The organism is Steroidobacteraceae bacterium, from assembly GCA_041395505.1.
GTDB lineage: Bacteria > Pseudomonadota > Gammaproteobacteria > Steroidobacterales > Steroidobacteraceae > JAWLAG01.
Genome location: JAWLAG010000001.1, coordinates 583,008 through 600,886, shown reverse-complemented (window position 1 = coordinate 600,886; position 17,879 = coordinate 583,008). Strand labels below are relative to the sequence as shown.

At 62.7% G+C, this 17,879-nt stretch carries 17 protein-coding genes; 5 read left to right on the top strand and 12 right to left on the bottom strand.

From position 1 onward, the window contains the following. Nucleotide 1: 1 nt before the first annotated feature. The 5 genes from R3E77_02775 to R3E77_02755 are packed head-to-tail and all read right to left on the bottom strand — an operon-like array spanning nt 2 to nt 4,941. Nucleotides 2–928: an alpha-E domain-containing protein gene (locus R3E77_02775; protein MEZ5498335.1), complete on the bottom strand. Its 927-nt coding sequence runs from the start codon at nt 926–928 to the stop codon at nt 2–4. Then, entirely contained in the window at nt 928–2,391 is a 1,464-nt protein-coding gene (locus tag R3E77_02770; GenBank protein MEZ5498334.1) for a circularly permuted type 2 ATP-grasp protein, read from the bottom strand. Before R3E77_02770 ends, R3E77_02775 begins: the two co-directional genes overlap by 1 nt. 39 nt (nt 2,392–2,430) lie before the next feature. Further along, nucleotides 2,431–3,225, bottom strand: a complete 795-nt coding sequence (locus tag R3E77_02765) for a DUF3014 domain-containing protein (GenBank protein MEZ5498333.1) — start codon at nt 3,223–3,225, stop codon at nt 2,431–2,433. A 58-nt stretch (nt 3,226–3,283) separates the two neighbouring features. Beyond that, nucleotides 3,284–4,477, bottom strand: a complete 1,194-nt coding sequence (locus tag R3E77_02760) for a nitrilase-related carbon-nitrogen hydrolase (protein ID MEZ5498332.1) — start codon at nt 4,475–4,477, stop codon at nt 3,284–3,286. A gap of 29 nt (nt 4,478–4,506) precedes the next feature. Further along, nucleotides 4,507–4,941: an OsmC family protein gene (locus R3E77_02755; protein MEZ5498331.1), complete on the bottom strand. Its 435-nt coding sequence runs from the start codon at nt 4,939–4,941 to the stop codon at nt 4,507–4,509. Between the two features lie 164 nt (nt 4,942–5,105). Here R3E77_02755 and R3E77_02750 point away from each other — a divergent pair, with 164 nt between their 5' ends. Both R3E77_02750 and R3E77_02745 read left to right on the top strand, forming a co-directional pair. Further along, the gene (locus tag R3E77_02750; protein MEZ5498330.1) at nt 5,106–6,749 is read left to right on the top strand and encodes a DUF1800 domain-containing protein; all 1,644 of its coding nucleotides are present in this window, start codon (nt 5,106–5,108) and stop codon (nt 6,747–6,749) included. A 13-nt stretch (nt 6,750–6,762) separates the two neighbouring features. Continuing rightward, nucleotides 6,763–8,112, top strand: coding sequence for a DUF1501 domain-containing protein (locus tag R3E77_02745; GenBank protein MEZ5498329.1), 1,350 nt, complete (start codon nt 6,763–6,765; stop codon nt 8,110–8,112). Between the two features lie 9 nt (nt 8,113–8,121). Here the strand turns inward: R3E77_02745 and R3E77_02740 are convergent, their stop codons facing one another. The 4 genes from R3E77_02740 to R3E77_02725 form a co-directional block, all read right to left on the bottom strand. Beyond that, nucleotides 8,122–9,324, bottom strand: a complete 1,203-nt coding sequence (locus R3E77_02740; GenBank protein ID MEZ5498328.1) for a DUF1343 domain-containing protein — start codon at nt 9,322–9,324, stop codon at nt 8,122–8,124. Then, nucleotides 9,321–9,887 (bottom strand): DOMON-like domain-containing protein, encoded by a 567-nt coding sequence (locus R3E77_02735; protein ID MEZ5498327.1) that lies wholly within the window; start codon nt 9,885–9,887, stop codon nt 9,321–9,323. Before R3E77_02735 ends, R3E77_02740 begins: the two co-directional genes overlap by 4 nt. A 62-nt stretch (nt 9,888–9,949) precedes the next feature. Then, on the bottom strand, nt 9,950–11,530 hold the full coding sequence (locus R3E77_02730; GenBank protein ID MEZ5498326.1) for a S41 family peptidase: 1,581 nt from the start codon (nt 11,528–11,530) through the stop codon (nt 9,950–9,952). Between the two features lie 96 nt (nt 11,531–11,626). Then, nucleotides 11,627–12,142, bottom strand: a complete 516-nt coding sequence (locus tag R3E77_02725; protein MEZ5498325.1) for a pyridoxamine 5'-phosphate oxidase family protein — start codon at nt 12,140–12,142, stop codon at nt 11,627–11,629. Between the two features lie 101 nt (nt 12,143–12,243). Here R3E77_02725 and R3E77_02720 point away from each other — a divergent pair, with 101 nt between their 5' ends. Beyond that, a complete protein-coding gene (locus R3E77_02720) occupies nt 12,244–12,831 on the top strand; it encodes a response regulator (GenBank protein ID MEZ5498324.1) in 588 nt (195 codons plus the stop codon). An 18-nt stretch (nt 12,832–12,849) separates the two neighbouring features. Here the strand turns inward: R3E77_02720 and R3E77_02715 are convergent, their stop codons facing one another. From R3E77_02715 to R3E77_02705, 3 genes are read right to left on the bottom strand one after another with little or no spacing between them, the layout of a single operon-like run. Next, a complete protein-coding gene (locus R3E77_02715; protein ID MEZ5498323.1) occupies nt 12,850–13,524 on the bottom strand; it encodes an ABC transporter ATP-binding protein in 675 nt (224 codons plus the stop codon). Continuing rightward, nucleotides 13,521–14,765: an ABC transporter permease gene (locus R3E77_02710; protein ID MEZ5498322.1), complete on the bottom strand. Its 1,245-nt coding sequence runs from the start codon at nt 14,763–14,765 to the stop codon at nt 13,521–13,523. Before R3E77_02710 ends, R3E77_02715 begins: the two co-directional genes overlap by 4 nt. Beyond that, nucleotides 14,762–15,778, bottom strand: a complete 1,017-nt coding sequence (locus R3E77_02705) for an efflux RND transporter periplasmic adaptor subunit (GenBank protein ID MEZ5498321.1) — start codon at nt 15,776–15,778, stop codon at nt 14,762–14,764. The genes R3E77_02710 and R3E77_02705 overlap by 4 nt, the downstream gene beginning before the upstream one ends. A gap of 167 nt (nt 15,779–15,945) precedes the next feature. Between R3E77_02705 and R3E77_02700 the strand changes: the two genes are divergently transcribed. Both R3E77_02700 and R3E77_02695 read left to right on the top strand, forming a co-directional pair. Beyond that, a complete protein-coding gene (locus R3E77_02700) occupies nt 15,946–16,383 on the top strand; it encodes an Hsp20/alpha crystallin family protein (GenBank protein ID MEZ5498320.1) in 438 nt (145 codons plus the stop codon). Between the two features lie 115 nt (nt 16,384–16,498). Then, nucleotides 16,499–17,878, top strand: coding sequence for a M24 family metallopeptidase (locus R3E77_02695; protein MEZ5498319.1), 1,380 nt, complete (start codon nt 16,499–16,501; stop codon nt 17,876–17,878). Nucleotide 17,879 lies beyond the last annotated feature (1 nt).

Here is a 17,879-nt window from a genome sequence, read left to right as displayed (position 1 = left end):
CTCAGGTGGCCGGTGCGAACCAGGTATCGGTCATGCGTTGATGCATCGCTGCCAGCTCGATCTGCATCTGATCGACGGCCGCGTGCAGGTCGGCATTGTCCATTTGGCCAACGTCCATCTTGACCAGATACCCGGTGAGTTCCCGCAGGGATTGCGCCACAGTCGAGCTGTTCGGCAGGCGTTGCAGACACCGCTCGATCTGCCACAGGCAGTGGCGCAGAGATCTTGGAAAATCCTCATCCTGGAACAGAAAGGTCAGCACGTCGGCCGACCGGATGCGCCGCCTCACATACTGACGGTACATCTGATAGCCCGACACCGACTTCAACGTACTCATCCACAGCGTATTGTCGAATCGCTGCAGGGGCTCGAGGTTTCGCAGCAGGCCGGACACGGCGACATCGATGATGCGGGTACACATGTCGGCACGCTCGAGATTGGTACCCAGTCGAATGAACTGGTACGCGGGCCCATGACTCATGGTATCGGCCAGGAGTCCCCGCAATTGCTGCACGCGCGCGACGACATCGCTCAAAATCGCGTGCCGCCGCCGCTGCCCAATGGCCCAGCGCAGCTCGGAACGCGCGAACAGATGCAGCTCGTTGACGCCCTGCCAGGCTTCGGTTGGCACGACATCGCGTGTCGTACGGAAATTCTCGCGGGCCATCGCAATCGAACTGAGCACCGAACTTGCGCAGTTCTCGTCTGTGAGGAGCCGTTTGAGGATGTCGCGCTCGGCGAACCGACCCTTGCGTATGCCGCCGATGTCGATACCCATGATCTCCGGCACCTGCGACCAGCCGATGCCCGCGGTGCGCGGCAGGTCGAGGAGCAATTGGGCGTGGACATCCACCAGTCGCGCACTGTCTTCGGCACGCTCGAGGTAGCGTGCGGCCCAGTAGACCCGCTCGGCAACGCGCGAAAGCATCAACGCCTGCGCCTTGCGGTCGTCGTCTCGACGATCCAGGTGTCCTTGCTGCCGCCACCCTGCGAGGAATTGACGACCAGCGAACCACGGCGCAGCGCCACGCGCGTCAGGCCACCTGGGGTCACGGCCGCAGTCGCTCCCTGCAAAATGAAGGGCCGAAGGTCGACGTGGCGGGGCTCGAGCTGGCCGTCGATGAGCGTGGGCACGGTCGACAGGCTGAGTACGGGCTGCGCGACATAGTTGCGGGGATTTTCGCTGATACGCGGCGCGAATTCCTCGCGCTCCTTGCGAGTCGCATGACTGCCGACCAGCATGCCGTAGCCGCCCGACTCATTCGCTGGCTTGACCACAAGCTTGTCGAGGTTCGCGAGCACGTACTCGAGGCTCTCGGGCTCGGAACACAGGTAGGTCGGCACGTTTGGCAGGATCGCGTCCTCGCCGAGATAGTAGCGGATGATCTTCGGCACATAGGCGTAGACCACCTTGTCATCGGCAACGCCGGAACCCGGCGCATTCGCAAGGCTCACGTTGCCGGCGCGCCAGGCACGGATAAGGCCGGGCACGCCAAGGAGCGAGTCCGCATCGAAGCATTCGGGATCGAGTGAGGTGTCGTTGATGCGCCGGTAGATGACATCCACCCGTTCGAGCCCGCCGATGGTGCGCATGTAGACGCGGTCATCGCTGGCAACGACCAGATCGCTCCCCTGGACGAGTTCGGCGCCCATGCGCTGGGCAAGATAGGCGTGTTCGAAATAGGCCGAGTTGTAGATACCCGGAGTGAGCACGACGACTTCCGGCCTCTCGATGTCGCGAGGCGACAGCGAATTCAGCATGTCGAGCAGCTGCGACGCATAGTCATCGACGGTGCGTATCGAGCTGTCGCGAAACAGCTCCGGAAACACACGCTTGGTTACAATGCGATTCTCGAGCATGTAGGAAACGCCTGACGGCACGCGCAGGTTGTCCTCGAGCACGTAGAAGACTCCGTCAGCGTCGCGCACCAGATCGGTGCCACAGATGTTCGCCCAGACGCCATGGACCGGGCTTACGCCCTTGCAGGCGGCGAGGAAATTGCGCGAGGTGAGCACGATCTCTGCCGGTACCACGCCATCGCGCAATATGCGCTGGTCGTGGTAGAGATCGTCGATGAACAGATTCAGCGCGCGCAGGCGCTGGATCAGGCCGGCCGCGACGCGGTCCCATTCCCGGCCATCGATAACGCGCGGGATGATGTCAAACGGCCAGGCGCGATCGATGTTGCGGCCTTCACTGTAGACCGTGAAGGTAATGCCCATTTCGACGATGGCGCGCTCGGCCGCATCCTGGCGCGATTCCAGACGTTTTGGGCTGAGGGACGCCAGATAGCTGGCGAGCGATGCAGCGGCCGGCCGCGCGCTACCCGGCGCGCTGATCAACTCATCGTAACAGGCACCGGGATCGTATTGATTCCAATTGATTTTCACGCTGCTACGACGGTACCGAGCGTGGCAGCAAAGGTCAATTCAGTCGCTGTGCCTGGCCAGCAATGGCCGAATTTCACGCAACTTGCTCTGCACCCGCGCTGCGTTGTCCCGGCCCATGCGCGTCAGCAGCTTGGCCCCGACCGAGCGGCCTTCGAGGGCAGGATCGGCGTACTGGAACATCACACTCGGACGCGCGAGCTGTGGCGGCGCCGCCGCGACCTGCACCGCGAGCAGGTGATCGATAATCTCCACCAGTCGTTCATCGAAATAGCCCTGCGGGGCGATCAATTCGGCGTAGGCCTGCTGCATCAAGGGCGCGAAACGACGATAGGTTGCCACCAGAAGATCGCTGTCGATGCGCTCGAAGGCACTGACATAGGGCTCGTAGCGCGCGTAGTTCTCTGCGCTCAGGCTGAAACCGCTATCGTCATCACCCGACACTGTGAGCTCGCCTGGAAGTGGGCGAAATGGACTGAAGCGCTGCGCGATGCTGCCCCGCGGCAGGCTGTCGAGGCTGATCACGAGCCGCTTGATCAAGGCATCGTGTTCGATTCGCTCGCTGATCGTCGAATCGTCGAGCAAACCATCGAGCTCCGCGCCTGCCAGCGAATCGCTTTCGGCAAGCGATGGCAATGCGGTGGAATCCGATGCAATGGCGGGCGATTCGGGAGCGGGGCCGACCTGCGGTGACGGTTGCGTCTCAGGGGCACTCGCCGTTGGCAGGACCTCCGGTGCTGGCACCGCTCGGCGTTGCTGCCACAGGTAATAGCCACCGCCGGCGACAGCCAGCAGCGCCACCGCCACGATCAACCCGCGCAGGGTGCTGGGATTCATTGGTGCTTGGACCCCTGGATTCGCCGGTCAGTTCCGCACTGCGGCCGCAACTTGAGAATCAGCCCTTACCCATGCGCGCGCGAACGAGGTCGCCCGCCTCCTTGTAGGTCTCGGGCAATTGCCCGAGGAAGGCGTTTGGCTTGAATAGCGGCTCGTAGCTGTCGAACACGGGTCGCAGCAGCGCCATCGGTACCTCGGGGAACCGGCGTGTCTTGCGAAAATCCGCAATCGGAATCCGGGTGCTCGCAATGTCCTCATGATGATTCGAGGTCTTCGCGATCACCGCGCCACGGGGATCGACGATAACGGTGCCTTCATCCTGCGCACCCGCCGCATCGGTAAAGCCGATGTTGTCGGGCGATACCGCGTTGCCCACGCCAACGGTGTAGATCCGGCCCATGCGGGCGGTTGCGCCTGCCGAATCCGCGTTGCTGCCGCCGGTGACCGACATGATCAGCAGCTCGGTGCCTTTCAGTGCAAGCGCCATGTACAAGAGTGGCTCCATTCCGACTGCAGTCATCGCGAGATTGCCGATGTCGGTTCGCGCGACTGGCAGAACGGCATCCCAGCCATACATCTCGACATAACGATCGAGAACGTCGTAGACCGTCGTACCGATCAATGCGCCTTCGCCGAACAGGCCGAGGATATTGCGCGCCTTCCAGTGTTTGGCGACGATCTCGCCGTCCGGACCGACGATGACCGACATGTTGATCACGTGGCGTGGCCAGTCCTTGTCGCGGGCGTAACAGCCAAAGGCGATGTAACAGCCGTAGTGGCGCGCGCGCTCGCCGATGACCTCGCTTTCCGGTCCCGGCAGGTCGAACGCAACCCGATTGAGCTCGGTCCGTGTCCAGGGTTGAAACCCCTGGATCGGAAATTCGTGCATGCAGATGAGATCCTGCTTGGCTCCCCAGCGCCGCTCACCATTCCAGGCAGCGGGCGAGCCTTGCGCGTTGTCGATCAGCTGCACGACATGGTCGAGATTGGCTTTCATGGAGGACTTGAGGTTGGTCAGGTCAACGGCCCTTACGCGCGACTGGATGGCCGATACATTGATGGCATCCTGGCGCAAGGGCACGCTCGCGTATTTGCCATTGCGCGCAACCTGCACCCCGGCGCCGCGCAGTCGGTTGTCGCCGCGCGCCTGTTGCGCCGCCGCGTTAGCCGATAGCGCGCCCACACCCACTGCGCCGAATCCGGCCAGCATGCCGCGCCGGCTCAATTTGCGATCATCGTTACTGCTGCTCATCGTTGCTCCTTAGTCCGTATGGCCTGCGCTCAAGCCTGCTCGATTTCGATCTGAAGGTGCCGCTCGGCCTTGAGCGAATTCGATATCAGGCAGATCTGTTCGGATTTCTCGAGCAGGCGTCTCGCTCTCTCGGCGTCTGCGCCTGCAGGAATGGTCAATCGGGCGCGAATCGAGAATTCCGTGAACTGGCTGACCTTGTCGATACGATCGAGTTTGCCGGTGACCTCGCAACTCACCGCAAGCCACTCGAATTTGGATGCAGCGGCGACAGCCCGCAGTGACAGCACGAAGCAATCCGCCAGGGCTGCTGTCAACAGCGTCTCGGGTGACCACAGGTTCCCCGGTCCGCCAAACTCCGCCGGACCATCGCTCGCAAGCGCTGGCAAACCAGGCCCCGACAATTTCACCTCGCCCGCGGCTTTTGCCGTGGCGCTTGCGTGGTAGTGGTGGGGAAAGGGATGCATGGTCAACCTCCAGAGCGGTTCAGCGTTAGATGCTTATGTTACCTGCGGCCGTGCCGCTCGCCCGGTGGGAATGTCCTGGGCCCGCGGTTGTCATACAGTCACGGATGCGGCGACACTGAATCCTATAACGTCACGGCTCTGAATACGCCATGGGAGAGACCGTCATGACCGTATTGCGCACCTGCACCGGCCTGGCTGTGGCCGCGCTGATCGCGCTACTGGGCGCCTGCAGCGGCGGCAGCGGCGGCGGCTCGCCTCCACCGCCTCCGCCGCCCGCCATCACCAAGGCCGAAGCCTTCCAGTTCCTGAACCAGACAACCTTCGGCGCCACGGAAGTCGAAGCGCAGCGGGTCATCAGCCTGGGCTATGCCGCCTGGATCGACGATCAAATCGCGCGCACGCCCAGCCGGCAACTGCCCTTCCTGCAAAGCCTGCCGGCGCCCATGGTCGGTGATTTCGAACTGCAGGCCGATCGCGTGGATATCTGGTTTCGCAATGTGGTCAATGGTGATGACCAGCTGCGCCAGCGGGTCGCTTTCGCACTGTCGCAAATCATGGTGGTCTCGCAGAACAGCGCGCTGGTGAATCAACCCTTCGGACTCGCTTCGTATTACGACCTGCTCGCCGAGCGGGCTTTCGGGAATTATCGCGACCTCATGGAGGCTGTCACGCTGCACCCCGCCATGGGCGTCTATCTGTCCATGCTCGGCAACGAAAAACCGAATGCCGCGCTCAACATACGCCCCGACGAGAACTATGCCCGCGAACTGATGCAACTTTTCACGATCGGCCTGGTTGAATTGAATGACGACGGCAGCGTCAAGGTGGATGGCAGCAATCAACCCATTGCGACCTACGATCAGAGCATCATCGAGGGGTTTGCGCACGTCTACACCGGATGGACTTACGCCGGCGCTCCCGGTTTTCGCCAGGCGCGCCCGACACGCGCGAACCAGGTGATCCCGATGCAGTCCTATCCCGGTTTTCATGACACAGGAAGCAAGAAATTGCTGGGCGGGACCGTGTTGCCGGCCAACCAGACTGCCGAGCAGGACCTTGATGCGGCGCTTGACAATATTTTCAATCACCCGAATGTTGGTCCCTTCGTCGCGCGCCAGCTCATCCAGCGGCTGGTGACCAGCAATCCAAGTCCCGCCTATGTGCAGCGCATCGCGCGGGTATTCAACAACAATGGCAGCGGCACACGCGGTGATCTCAAGGCCGTGGTGCGTGCACTCCTGCTCGATGCCGAAGCGCGCAATCCAGGCGCGACCTCGGCCAGAGGGAAGCTGAAGGAACCGGTCATCCGCCTCACGCAGCTGTGGCGCGCCTATGACGGCAAGTCGCAGAGCGGCAAGTACCCTTTGATATTCGCAGGTGCCGCTTTCGGCGAGGGTCCATTGCAATCACCGTCGGTGTTCAATTTCTACTCTCCGGCCTACTCACCGCCCGGCGAACTTCGCGACCAGGGTCTCGTTGCTCCGGAGATGCAGATCGCCACGGAATACCTCAATGCCAATATCACGAATTACATGCTCGACCAGATGTTGAACCGCAATTCCGCCGCCACCGGGCTCGGTGCTGACGATATCGTGGTCGACATCAGCGCCGAGATGAATATCGCCGGCGATTCCGGAGCGCTTGCAGACAGTGTGGCGCAGAAGCTGCTCGGACGCGGACTCGAGGCGCCGCTGCGCGCTGCCATCGTACAAATGCTGGATAACTTCGCGCCGACAGACACCGTGTTGCGCGCCGCTGACGCCATCTATCTGGTGGCAACTTCGCCGGCGTTCGCTTACCAGGACTGAGGAGAGGCATATCATGCAACTCATCGATCGTCGACAGTTTCTCGGTGCCGGCCTGGCCGCCGCGGCACTTGCATCCTCACCGCGCGCCGCGTTCACGCAGATGGCGGGCAGCGGCGCCCCGTTTGCAGATTTTCGCGCGCTGGTCTGCGTTTTTCTCTTCGGTGGCAACGACTCGTTCAACATGGTCGTACCGCGCAGCCAGGCCGAATACGATGTCTATGCGAATGCACGGCAGAATCTCGCCGTGCCGCTGGACCAGCTGCTCCCTATCAACCCGGCAACGACCGATGGAGCAGCCTATGGCTTTCACCCGGCGATGGCGGGCATGCAGCAATTGTTCGAACAGGGACGCCTCGCCGTCGTGGCGAACGTCGGACCGCTGATCGTGCCTGCAACGCGCGACCAGGTGCTCAACAACTCCGTGCCGCTGCCACCGCAGCTGTTCTCGCACAACGATCAGCAGGACCAGTGGCACACGCTGAAGGGCAATGACCAGGCGAGCACGGGCTGGGCGGGTCGCGTCGCCGACCTGCTCGCGCCGCAGATCCAGCAGCAATTGCCGACCAACCTGTCACTGTTTGGCACGAGCCTTGCCCTTGCGGGCAACAGCACCCTGCCCTTCACCATGGGACCTTCGGGCCCGGTGCCCATCCTGGGACTGGGTGACACCGGGATATTTCTCGAGCAGCGGCGCGTGTTCGATGCACTGGTCGATCACGACTATGAAAGCATCTACGCGCGCGCATTCGGCGCGGTGCAACGGCGAACAGTCGATCTGGCGGGCACCATCGGGGATGCCATCGCGCAGGCGCCACCGGTTACGACGGTGTTCCCGGGCACGCCACTCGGAGCACAGCTTGGCACGGTAGCACGACTGATCGCGGCTCGCGCGCAATTGCAGACCACCCGGCAGGTGTTCTTCGTCGCGAGTGGCGGCTTCGATACGCACGACAACCAGGCCGTCGACCAGCCGCAGCTGCTCGGCAACATCAGCGCCTGTCTCAGCGCGTTCAACGATGCCATGCAGGAGCTGAATGTCGCGGGCAATGTCACGACCTTCACGCAGTCGGATTTCGGCCGCACACTCACCTCGAATGGCGATGGCACCGACCACGGCTGGGGAGGCGTGCAGATGGTCGTCGGCGATTCGGTGCTGGGCGGTGACATCTACGGGCGCATGCCCGTGCTCGAAATCGACGGGCCCGATGATGTCTCGGGCGGGCGCATGATCCCGACGACCTCGGCCGATCAGTATGTCGCTACGCTGGCGCGGTGGTTCGGCGTCGCCGATGCACAGCTGGCCGAGGTCGCACCACACATCGGCAACTTCGCGCAGCAGGACCTCGGCTTTCTCCCCGGTTGAAGTGAGTCGTCAATACAGCAGGAAATCGGCCCGTTCCTGGCGCCAATTCTGCTCATCGACGCCGGCGAGCCGGTCGAGATCGTCGACGCTTGCCTGCGCGTCATCGACCCATTCGCGCAGCAGGGTGCTGCCATTGATGACATCGATGGCGAGACGGCTGGTTTCGTATTCGTAGGGAAAATCACGCCACAATGGATAGTCGGGCGCCACGGTACGCAATGCCTTGAATGCCAGCGCCATGATCCGCCAGGGTCGGAACCCGGCATGGTCATAAGCCGGATCATCGACATGAATCTGCAAACCATGGCAGAGCCGGCCCGCATGTTTGTGAAACGTTGGCTCGAAGTGACAGGCCCGCAGGCGGCAACCCGCGAGCCATGCTGGCGCCAATGCATGCATGCGCGCAAGCAGGCTCTCGACCGGCAGGTCCGGCGCGCCGAACAGTTCCAGCGGTCGGGTCGTGCCGCGTCCTTCCGACAAGGTCGTGCCCTCGAGCATCACGGTGCCCGCATAGCAACGCGCCATGGAAAGACCAGGTGCGTTGGGGCTCGGATTGATCCAGCTGCGCTCGCCGACCGGCCAACCGCAACCGGGTGCGGCATCGGGTTGCCAGCCGGCCATGGTGATGCACTCGAGTTCGAGGTTCAGCCCGAGAGTCTGCGCGAACCATCGCGCCAGTTCTGCCATGGTCAGGCCGTGACGCATGGGCATGGCGCCGGCGCCCACGAAACTCTCCCAGCCGGGGCGCAGCGCCAATCCTTCGACAGGGCGGCCGATCGGGTTCGGTCTATCGAGCACCCAGACCGCCTTGCCGGCGGCGTGAGCCGCCTCGAGCACGTAACGCAGCGTCGTGATGAACGTGTAGATCCTGCAGCCGAGATCCTGCAGGTCGACGAGCAATACATCGAAGGCATCGAGCATGGTCGGAGTCGGCCTGCGAACTTCGCCATAGAGGCTGAACACGGGAATGCCATGAACCGGATCGAGATAATCGGCTGACTCGATCATGTTGTCCTGCTTCTCACCACGCAGGCCGTGCTGCGGCCCGAACGCTGCACTCAGGCGGATTTCAGGCTGTGCGGCAAGCGCATCGAGACTATGCTCGAGGTCGGCACGTACGGAAGCCGGATGGGCAAGCAGCGCAACGCGCCGGTTCCCGAGCCGCCTGCGAAGTGCGGCATCTGCCAACAGGCGATCGAGACCGAATTTCAACCGACGGCCCGTCCTGCCGCCTTCATGTCCAGTGCCAGAGCGAATGAATCCGCGTGATGAAAATCCGGCGCGCCCTGCGGGTGGGCAAGCGCGAAGTGCAGGCTACCACCGGTGCGCTGTTCGATCACGGCAGCGAGACCGATGCGCAGGAGATAACGCGGCCTGACCGCGATGGGCCAGTCCGCAAGACGCAGTGCGGTGCGCAGCTCGAGTACCGAATCGTTCTCGGTTACTGCAACAGCCGGCGGCCGCGAATCGCGCAGATCCACCCGCCCTTCGCGATAGAGCTCGAAACAGAAAGCGGCCCATTGGCGTGACGGCGAAAAATTGAACTCGACATAGCCAGGCTCATCGACGCCACCGATGAAGGCCTCGAAACAGGTGCTGCGCCAAAGGCCGTTGACGAAGGCCTGATCCGCGGGCGTCGGCAGGACGAGATCACGCAGGGCGCCGCTGATTCGATAGCGCAATTCAATGACGCCAAGCGAGCGAAGCTGCGCATCTGCGGTGACGCGTATTGCAGCGCCTGCCGCTTCATCCGGATGACAGGTCAGCGAATGCACGCCCCATGATGCACGAGAACTACGCTTCTGAAAACGGGCGCAGTTCGCAACTGCAGGCTATCTCAAGGCTCCCCGCTGCCCGCATCGCGACGCATGATGCGTATCTGCCGCGCCGGCGACTTGGGCGTGATCCCATCGACGGCTGCCAACGCGGATGCGAAACCGCCCGCCTTGGCCTGGCGCGCCGGCGCTGGACAGCCGCCGCCCGCGGCTCGCCAAGCCAACGCGGTGCTCAGGCGTCCTTCGGTCACATCACCCAGTTCGTGGGTGAAATCGTCCGCTACGGCGCAGCCGAGCACATTGGCATCGGTGCCGGTCGCCGTCGGCGACGGCGAAAAACCGTCGCTGTAGGAGCCGAAATTCTTTTGATTCACGCCCTGGAACTGGATGGAGAAGTAGGTCGTGCCGCAGTTGTCCTCGGGGTAGAAACCATAGGGCTTGCCGCAAGTCGTGGAACCAATCTGCACCACCTCGACATCCGCGCCGCGCAGACCGTTGATGATGGACTCGCTCGCCGAACAGGTGCCGGGACCAGTCAGCACGAATACGCGGCCGAGGTTCAAGGTCGGCAGCGCCTGGCCCTGGACGACCGTGAATCCCTGGCCAACACTATGGAATGGCACCGGATCGAGTGGCGCCCCGGTAACCGGATTGGTGGTCGGATGCTTGCTGTTGAATTGCGTGCGTTCGAAAGCCTTGGATGCGGTGCGCGCGGGTCCGGCGATCATGTAGGCCATCTCAGCGGCGATGTCGAGGAAGCCACCGCCGTTGTAGCGCAGGTCGAGCACCAGATCGCTGACGCCCTGGTCACGCAGAAAGGTGACTCCGTCAACGAGCTTTTGTTCTGACGTGGCGATGTGATCGTTGAACAGGATGTAGCCAACCTGGCCACCGGTTCCGGGCAGCACGTTTGCAGCGGGTACCGGATCGGTGGTGATGATGGCCGACTGCAAGGTGATATCGCGAGTCGAGCCGTCGAGTGCCCGCACCGTAAAATTGTGCGTCTCGCCGGCACCGGCGGGAAAGAACGCGGCGTTCAAGGTGTCGACATTGGCCTGGGTGCCGCCATTGATGACATCGACACCGTCCGCGACGATGATTTCCTCGCCGCGCGACAGCGGTGGTGCACTCACGCCTGGCTCTCGGTAGGCAACCACCACCTGGCGCGGCGGCGAGGCGCGAATCAACGCCCACTGTACGCCGTAACCGGCCGACTCGCCCGATGCCGCCAGGGCTTCCCATTCGGCTGTCGTCAGCGTGAAATGGAAGTTGTCCTTCGGGCGGCCCGACGCCGTCGTGGCGTTGGTCTTCAACACATCGAAATAATCCAGCGCGGAAGTGAAATTCGCGGGATTCTGGTCAGTGACCTCGCCGAACCACAGGTACAGGTCATTGGTCCAGGAGCGCAGGAAATTATTCTCCGCGAGCAACGATCCGGCGCGATCGGGGTAGGCCCGCCCGGTGACCGGACTTACGCCCGTGCGCGGATTCGCGCATTGCGCAGCGAAGCTTGCATAGGGTTGGAACTGGCCTGGCGTGTAGGTAATGCCACCCGGATTGCCGGTGACTCCGCCCCCACCACCACCGCCGCAGCCGCCGATCATCACGACACTGGCCAGCACTGCCGGCCATCCTGATCTCACCACGGTACCACCTCCGCCGCCTGTCCCTGCGATGGCGCCATACTACTCCCCCCGAGCGACAAGGGCAGCGGGCAGCGGCTGTCGCAATTCGCAATTCTAGGATGGCCGCCAGATCTGGCGCGGGGCAAAACCGTCGCGGCGCAGGAAATGCTCGGTGTAGACGATACGCCGGGGCGCAAGGCGCATCAGGGTGCCGCGCGGCGGACCATCCAGTGGCCGACCAATCTCGAACGCCGAGGCTGGCCAACGGAATATGTTCATTCCGTGCTGCCAGCCGGCGCTATCGGGTTCGAGGAGCTCGGCCTCACCGAAGATCTGCGCACCCTGTGCCGATGCCCAGCCCGCCATCGGATTCGCAACGGCAAAGCAGACACGCGGATCACGTTGCATGGCCTTCAGCTTGGGGCTATTGGGCTGTGGAAAAATGTAGACATCCAGCCGGTCCGCATAGAACTCCACCGGGCTCGCAATGGGTCCGTCGCGCCCGGACGTTGCCAATACGCCGAGATTGGTCAAGGTCAGGCATCGTTCTATCCGACGCTCGAGCTCTTCACGCGGCAGCTCCTGCTTCGGCCAATTTGACAGTTCAAGCCAAGGATGTGCGGCACCCATCACGTTTCTCCAGTGGATAGGCGCGGTGCAGGAATAAAGTTTTCCCCACGTCGCGCCGCTAAATGAATCAGGTTCGGAACATCGAAATCGATAATACATCCATGCCCAGGCGCAGTTCGAACGACGAATACCTGACGACCGTCGAGGCGGCGCGAGCACTTGGCGTATCCGTACGCACGGTTCAGCTTTGGGTCGAAGCCAACAGGCTGAGCGCGTGGAAGACCGCCGGCGGTCATCGCCGTATTGCCAGGGCATCGGTCGATGCCATGCTCGCTGCGCGCGGTGAGCATGCACCCGGAATCGCACCTGGACCACGCAGCATACTGGTGGTGGAGAACGATCCCATGCTGCGCGACCTGTACCAGGCGGCGCTCAATGCATGGTTCCCCGAAGCCACCGTCCAGACCACAGACAATGGCTGCGATGCCGCATTGCTGCTCGGCAGCCAGCGCCCCGACCTGCTGATCACGGACATTCATATGCCCGGAGTCGACGGACTCGAACTCCTGCGTCGCGCAGTCGACACTCTGCAACCCGCGCCGCGCGTCGTCGTGGTATCTACCGCGACCGACGGGGAAATCGACGCCCTTGGCGGTGTGCCGCCAGGTGTTCGCCTCCTCGCAAAACCCGCCGACGCGCTCAAGCTCAAGGCCACGACCTCCGAGTTGCTGGGTCTGCAAGCCGCCTGATTTCCAGGCTCGGCGCTCTCAATTGACGATCCGCCCGTCGACGATCTCGATGCGTCGGTCCGCTGCGCGGGCGAATTCGAGATCGTGCGTCACGGCGACGATGCTTCGCTTCTGTGTCGTCGCGAGGTCGCGGAGAATATCGCGCACATTGGCGCTCGACTTCGTATCGAGCGCGCCAGTCGGCTCATCGGCGAGAATCAGGGCCGGGTCATTGGCGAGCGCGCGCGCTATCGCAACGCGCTGGCGTTGCCCGCCCGACAATTGTGACGGGCGTTTGTGCGCATGTTCTGCCAGCCCGAGGTCCGCCAACAACTGCATCGCGCGCTGGTCCTGCGCCGTGCGGGTCAGTCGTGCCAGGCGGCGCATCGGCAGATTGACGTTCTCCAACGCCGAGAATTCGTTCAACAGGAAGTGAAACTGGAACACGAATCCGAGTCTGCGCAGCCGGGTGGTCGCCAATTGATCCTCATTGAAACCGCTGACATCCTCGCCATCGAGCAGCATGCGCCCCGATGTCGGCGTATCGAGCAGGCCGAGCAGGTAGAGGAGCGAGGATTTTCCCGAGCCAGATGGCCCGTGTATCACCACGAATTCGCCCGCATCTATTCTCACGTTTACATCACGAACCAGGGTCACAGGAACCTCGAGATCGAGCGTGCGGGTGATGTTCTCGGCAACGAGGAGCGAACTCATGCGGCGCCCCGCAGGATGTCGACCGGCTGCACGCGACCACCCTTGCGCGCTGGCAGATAGGCCGCCAGCACGGCCGATGCGATGGCGAAAGCTGCCGCGAGCAAGAACTGGTCCGCACCCCAGTAAAGCGGCAGCGTGATGGCCTCGCTCGAACCCGGCGGTTTGATGGTGACATTGTCGAGGACACGCATCATCGCCGCACCGAGCGCCGTGCCAACGATGCTGCCGCCGAGCCCGATCAGCGCACCCTCGACCAGGAAGATGCGCCGTATGTCCTGAGCGTGAAAGCCCATGGACTTGAGGATCGCTATATCACGTGTCTTCTCGAGCACCACCGTGGAGATCACGTTGTAGATGCCGAAGCAGGCGACAATCAGTATCGCACTGACAACCGAGTACATGATGACATTGCGCACGGCGAGCGCATCGAGCAGATCCTTGCTCGCCTCCTGCCAGGACACAGCCTTGTAGCCGGTGCTGTTTTCGATTGCAGTCGCCACCGCCCTCGCGCGATACGGATCGGTCAGGCGCATGACGATGCGGTTGGCGATATTCGGCCTGTTCAAAAGCGCCTGCACGCGCGTCAATTGCGCGAAGGTCTGGGTTTCGTCGTACCCCGAGTTGCCGGTCTCGAACAGACCGACGATTTTCATGGCGCGCAGGTTCCCGTTCGGCGCAACGACGGTGACCGTATCGTTCATCGCCAGGCTCAGTTTGCGGGCGAGTCCGGTGCCGATGATGATGCCGCTCGGATTCACATCCACTGCATCGATCGTGCCGCTCACCATGTCCTCGACAATACTGCTGACATGATGCATGCGTGCCGGTTCGATGCCGGATATCGACACGGCTTCATCGCGCGCGGCGAAACTGAAAATCACCTGTCCGAGCAGGATCGGCGCCGCCTCCACGCCCTGCATTGCCGCGATCGCGCCCAGCTTGCGTTTGTACTGGCGAATGCCGCGGCGCTCCGCCCGTGGTTTGACACCGCGTATCGCTACGGCGGCATCAGGGTTTGCAACGCGTGCGGGCTGAGGCTGCGCGTTGCGATATTCATCATAGAGCGTGATATGCGGCGCAGTATCGACCAACCGGCGAATGAGGTCGCGCTCAGATCCGCGCATCAGCGACGAGACGGCGAGAAAGAATGCCACGCCCAGTACGACCCCGAGCAGGGATACGATGCTCTGGCGACGCCGGCTACGCAGATGCGACCAGGCGATCTGCAGCAGCAGGTTCATGGCGCGGCGGTTGCCCCCGCGGCATGACGCACCCGCGCGCCGTCCCGCAGGTTTTCATCCGGTGCGACGACGATGCGTTCCTTGTCTTTCAGGCCCTCGAGTATTTCGAGCTTGTCGGGACCGCGAACACCGACTTGCACGGCGCGCGACCTTGCGCGCCCGTCGAGGACGACGAAGACATGATCGTTCAATACCGACGTGGCCGGAACCAGCATTGCATTGCTGCGTTCACCGACGATGATATTTGCCTCGGCGGTCATACCAATGCGTAGCGGCGTGTCGTCGCCGAGCGCGATTCGCACGCGATAGGAGCGCGCCACGGGATCCCCGCGCGGTGTGATCTCGCTTACGGCCGCGGCAAACACCTGTTGCGCGAAGGCATCTGCCCGCAGCAGGACCTTCTGGCCCACCTGAAGTCTTGGCAGATCTTCTTCGTCGACATCGGCGGTAACACGCAGTGAAGTCGAGCCCGCCATATAAAAGAGCGTGGTATTGACGGGAATGTACTCACCGATCTCGCCATCGCGCCGGATGATGGTGCCAGCCGCCGGTGCAGTCAGTGTCAGGTAACGCAGTTGCTCGCGGGCCCGATTGAGTGTTGCCTTGGCGGCTTCGTAGTCGGCATTGGTGCGATCGAGGCTATCCTTCGAAATCAGCCCCGTGGCCCGCAACTCCTTGTTGCGCTCGAAAACACCTCGCGCGTAATCGGCACGCGCCTCGAGTTCTGCAACTGCCGACCGCTGATCCTCGTCCTCGAGCCGGGCGAGCACCTGACCCTTGTTCACGCGATCGCCCTCATCCACCGCGAGACTCACGAGGCGCCCCGCGGCGCGCGGCGCGATGCGGATCTCGAGTGTCGGCTCGACGAGTCCGGTCGCGTAGACCGCGTCGACCGCCGTACCCCGCTCAGGCAGCGTCGTATTGACGCGCGTCGGTGCCCAGCGTTGCCAGGCAAGGAAGGCAACCCCGGCGGCAACGAGCAGGGCAATGCCAATACGACTCGCGATGCGCATGTCGCGATTCTACTGCAGGGATAACTGCTCACTGCGGGTCTGCGCCAAAACCCCACCGGCCTGCGGAATCTACGCACTCGGCCACCCTTGAATTGCGCTCCGGCAACCCCAGATCGGTATTACGCGGGCGGCACGGTGCCGTCCAGGGTGGATATCTGGAGGAAGTCATGGCCATTGTGCGCTGGGAGCCCTTTGGGGCATTTGATGAGTTGTTCAACCGGGCATTTCCGGCCTACCTCGGCCGAGGCGCCACTGCGGCCGCAGACCAGGCTGTCGAATGGACGCCAAGCGTCGATGTGAGCGAAACCGATGCCGAGTATGTCGTTCGCGCCGAGCTGCCGGCCGTCAAGAAAGACGACGTGCACGTAACCCTCGACGGGAATCTCCTGACGATTCGCGGCGAGCGACGTTACGAGAAAGAAGACAAGGCCGAGAAGGTTCACCGCAAAGAGAGTTTTCACGGCTTGTTCTCCCGCAGCCTGGTGCTGCCCGACAATGCGGATGGCGAGCAGGTTCGCGCTGAATCCAAGGACGGCATCCTGACCGTACGTATTGCGAAGATTCAGCCGACCAAGCCGACGCCGCGACGTATCACGGTCCAGTAACCCTGCTCCCCTGCCACTGCCCCGCGCACGAGCGCGCGGGGCAGTGCTGTCTGGTAAGCCTGCCCACCGCTCGTTATCATCATGTCCGTGCCTGATCCAACGAGGGCAATGCGCAATGATGACTCGACGGGAGATCGTTTCCGGACTGGCAGTCGCCCCTGCCCTGGCCGCACGCAACGCTGCGTTGTCCGCAGCTAACCATACGGAAACGAGGAGCGGTAGTACGGCAAGCGACCTCGCTTTCTTGAGCCACGAACCGCTACTCAACGAGTCGCGGGCGCGGCGTATCATGGCTGAGAAGAACCTCGACGCGCTGGTGCTCACGCGCCCAGCCAACGTTTACTACGCAAGTAATCACTGGCCACAGCTCGACAACATGGGTTTCACGGAATCCGCCATCGCCATCCTGCCGCGCGATGCCGCGCGACCGTTGGCGCTGATTCTCGGGGCATTCTCCTGGTATTACACCCACTCGCCCGAGTCGTCTTTTTCCGGCCGATTGATATTTCCCTATTCCGCTCCGGCCAAGGGCGTCGCGGAGACGGACGCCGAACCCGCCGCAGAACCGCCGCGCATGCTCCCCGTCGTCGACGCAACGCAACTGACGCCTCTCGAGAAAAAGCGGTCGCAACTGCTCGCTGCCGCCGAACCGGTCAGCGCAAGTGTCGACTGGGCATTGCGCAAGGCGTTGCGCAAATTGTCGCTGGAGAAGGCTCGCCTCGGCATCGACCTGCCAGCCCTGCGGTCCATGTTGGCGGTGACGGCACCACAAGCCGCTGTAATCGATAGCGAAGCGGTGCTGCGGGAAATCCGCCTCGCCAAATCGCCGACGGAGCTGAAGATCATGCGGTTTGCGGCGCAAGCAAACATCGACGCCGCGCTCGCGGCCGTGCGCCGCACACGTGAACTCGGTTCGAGCCGAGCGCTGCGCAACAATTTCTTCAGCGAAGCGGCGTCGCGCGGCAATCACGGCACGTTCATGGTCATCAACACGACATCGACGGAGTACCGCGATGATCCGCTAACCGACGGCATGGCGTTTGCGATCGATTGCGTCAGCACCTGCGGGCATTACCATGGTGACTTCGGCCGCACGGTGTTCGTCGGCGAGCCGCCGAGGTTCATCGCAAGCGCGTGCGCGAGCGTCGCGACCTGCTGGCAGGAAATCCGCGCGCAACTGCGACCCGGACTGAGATTCACCGAAGTTGCCAGCATCGGTCGCGCGACGCTCGCGAAACTGGGTCGCAGCGACCTGAACGTAAGTTTCACTCCACACAGCGTTGGACTCTTTCACACCGATCACCCGCAATCGAGCCTGCTCGAACCGCGCAGCATCGCCTCCCTGACACTCGAGGAAGACATGATCCTCAGCGTCGATTGCCCGGTTTTGCACAGCGGCATGGGCGGTTCGATTCATCTCGAAGATCTCATGTGGATTCGCGCAGGCGGCGCGGAAGTCATACACACCGTTCCTGAATCCGTCATCATGGTCTGAC